This window comes from Rhodococcus sp. 15-649-2-2, assembly GCF_002258645.1.
Taxonomy (GTDB): domain Bacteria; phylum Actinomycetota; class Actinomycetes; order Mycobacteriales; family Mycobacteriaceae; genus Rhodococcoides.
In genome coordinates, this window is record NZ_NPFM01000050.1 from 1 (window position 1) to 2,535 (window position 2,535).

A 2,535-nucleotide genomic window follows, 5' to 3' on the forward strand; every position below is an offset into this window, starting at 1 on the left:
CCGCAAACCGGAATCCAACACAAACAACGCATCACCCGGCACCGGCGTACCGATAGGAGCTCCATGACCAGGCTTCATGGGCGCACTCATAGAGGCGTAGAACGTCTCTGTCTCCCCGTAGCCATTGATCATTTCTCGGCCTGAAGCCCACCGATCGACAAGTTCGGGCGAGCATGCCTCACCCCCCACAAAAATGGTCCTTACTTGATCTATTCCCTCGGGCGAGAGCATCTCGAGTGCGGACGGGGTCTGGTTGACGGTGGTGACCTGCTCGTCTACCAGGATTCGGTGAAAGTCCGTTGCGGAGCGGGCGGCATGCTCAGGGATGATCACCAAGCGGCCGCCGTGCAGCAGAGCGCCCCACATCTCCCACACCGACACATCGAACGAGTACGAATGGAACATCGACCACACCTGATCTGGGGAATGTTTGAAAGCATGTTCCGAAGCTGCGTAGGTCTGGGTGACGTTCGTTTGTGTGATGCCGACGCCTTTGGGTGTGCCTGTCGTTCCTGAGGTGTAGATGATGTACGCGAGGAGGTCAGCATTCGGCACCGGCAACGTCGTCGTCGGCTGTTCAGCGACCTTGGGATCCTCGACATCTATCAGTGGGACCCCGGACTTACTGACGCGACCAGCGAGGCTCACCGTGGTCAAAATCGCGGCCGGCGCAGCGTCTTGTAGAACGAATGCCAGGCGCTCGTCAGGGGTGTTGATGTCGATCGGCAAGTAAGCAGAACCCAGCTTCAGCACCGAAAGTATGGCTATCACAGTGTGTTCCGAACGTGGCAGCAACAGTGCAACAACGTCCTCTACTCCCACCCCACGCCCAGCCAACAAATGAGCCAACTGCGTCGATGTGTCGTCCAACTCCTGATACGTCCACGACCGACCCTCGAACACCACCGCTATGACGTCCGGCCGCACCCTCACCTGCTCGGCGAACAACTCCGGAATCGCGGGGTCCACGATCGATTCATTTAGCACTGACCGCGCTCCGAGGGCGTCCAGCTGCGTCAGTTCTCTCTCGTCAAGCAAGTCGATTGACGCCACCGAGCGGTCCGTGCCGGCGAGCATCGTCGTGAGCACCCGCTGCCAGCGGGTAACAAGTTGTTTTACAGTTTCGGCGTCATAGACGTCGGTGCGGTACTCGACCAGACCCCCAATGCCTATGGGACGGCCGGAGTTGTCGAACCGCTCACGCAGGCTGAAAGTCAAGTCCATTCGAGCGGTCAAGGTGTCCGTGCGCTGCGGGGAAATGTCGAGACCTGGCAGAGACAGATCGGGCAGGGTGACGTTTTGCCAGGCGAACAGGATTTGGATCAACGGATGGTGAGCCTGCGTACGGACCGGATTGAGGCGCTCGACAAGCGCATCGAACGGCACATCTTGGTTCGCGAACGCGTCCAGGCTCCGCTCCCGTACCTCCTCCAACAAATCACCGAAGTTCATCTCGGCTGAAACCCGCGTACGCAACACCAGCGTGTTGACGAAAAACCCGACCATGCCGTCAAACTCGGTTCGCCCCCGCCCCGCCGTCGGCACCCCGAACGCCACATCCGCGCTCCCGCTCAAACGCGCCAACAGCACCGAAAGCGCCGCCGACATCACCATGAACGTCGTCGCATTGCGTTCCCGCGCCACAACCCGCACGAGTTCCTGCAGTTCGGCGGGCCATTCGACGACGACTTGGCCGCCCTGATGGTTGGCGACGGCGGGGTAAGGCCGGTCCGTGGGAAGCTCCAGCAGTCCCGCGTATCCAGCGAGGTTCCGCTCCCAGAAAACTGTTTGTCGACCAGATCGGGTATTAGGATCGTCGGCCTCGCCGAGGAGCTTGTGCTGCCAGATTGTGAAGTCGGCGTACTGAACGGGCAACGGCTCCCAGCCTGGCTCCGTCCGGGTGGTGCGGGCCTGATATGCGGTAGTCAGGTCGCGAACCAGCGGCGAGAGAGATGATCCGTCGGCGGCGATGTGGTGCATTGCCAGGGCCAGATGGTGTTCCGTGGTCGAGACTGCGAAAAGCCTTGCACGAAAGGGAATCTCGGTTTCTAAGTCGAAGGCGTGGCGGGTGACAATACCGACCGCCTCATCCAACTGTTGATCGGTCCAGTTGGTGGCGTCGATGACTTTGCAGGCGACAAGCCCTTCAGAGGCATCGAGAATGCACTGCTCGGGCACGCCAGCCGTAGCGGGAAACACTGTGCGAACACTCTCGTGCCGGGCTACGACATCGGCAACCGCCAGGGTCAGCGCGTCGACGTCGAGTAGACCGATTAGGCGTAGTACCAGAGGGATGTTGTATGTCGCCGATGGTCCCTCTAGCTGATGGATGAACCACAACCGACGCTGGGCGAACGACAGCGGCAACTGGGCCGGACGCGCATATGGCTCCCAGATTTGCCTGGTGCCCGACTGTCCTCCACCCACCACACGAGCCAGGCCCGCTACGGTGGGGGCTTCCATGAGTGCACGGACGCTGATTTCACAGTCGAAGGTTTCCTGCACGGCGGCTACGACACGCATCGCAGAGAGCGA

At 60.7% G+C, this 2,535-nt stretch carries 1 protein-coding gene; it reads right to left on the bottom strand.

Annotated features, from left to right (window positions below; all coding sequences use genetic code 11):
- Positions 1–2,523, bottom strand: a 2,523-nt coding sequence (locus CH305_RS28650; RefSeq protein WP_254924357.1) for a condensation domain-containing protein, incomplete at its 3' end; no start/stop codon positions are given.
- Positions 2,524–2,535 lie beyond the last annotated feature (12 nt).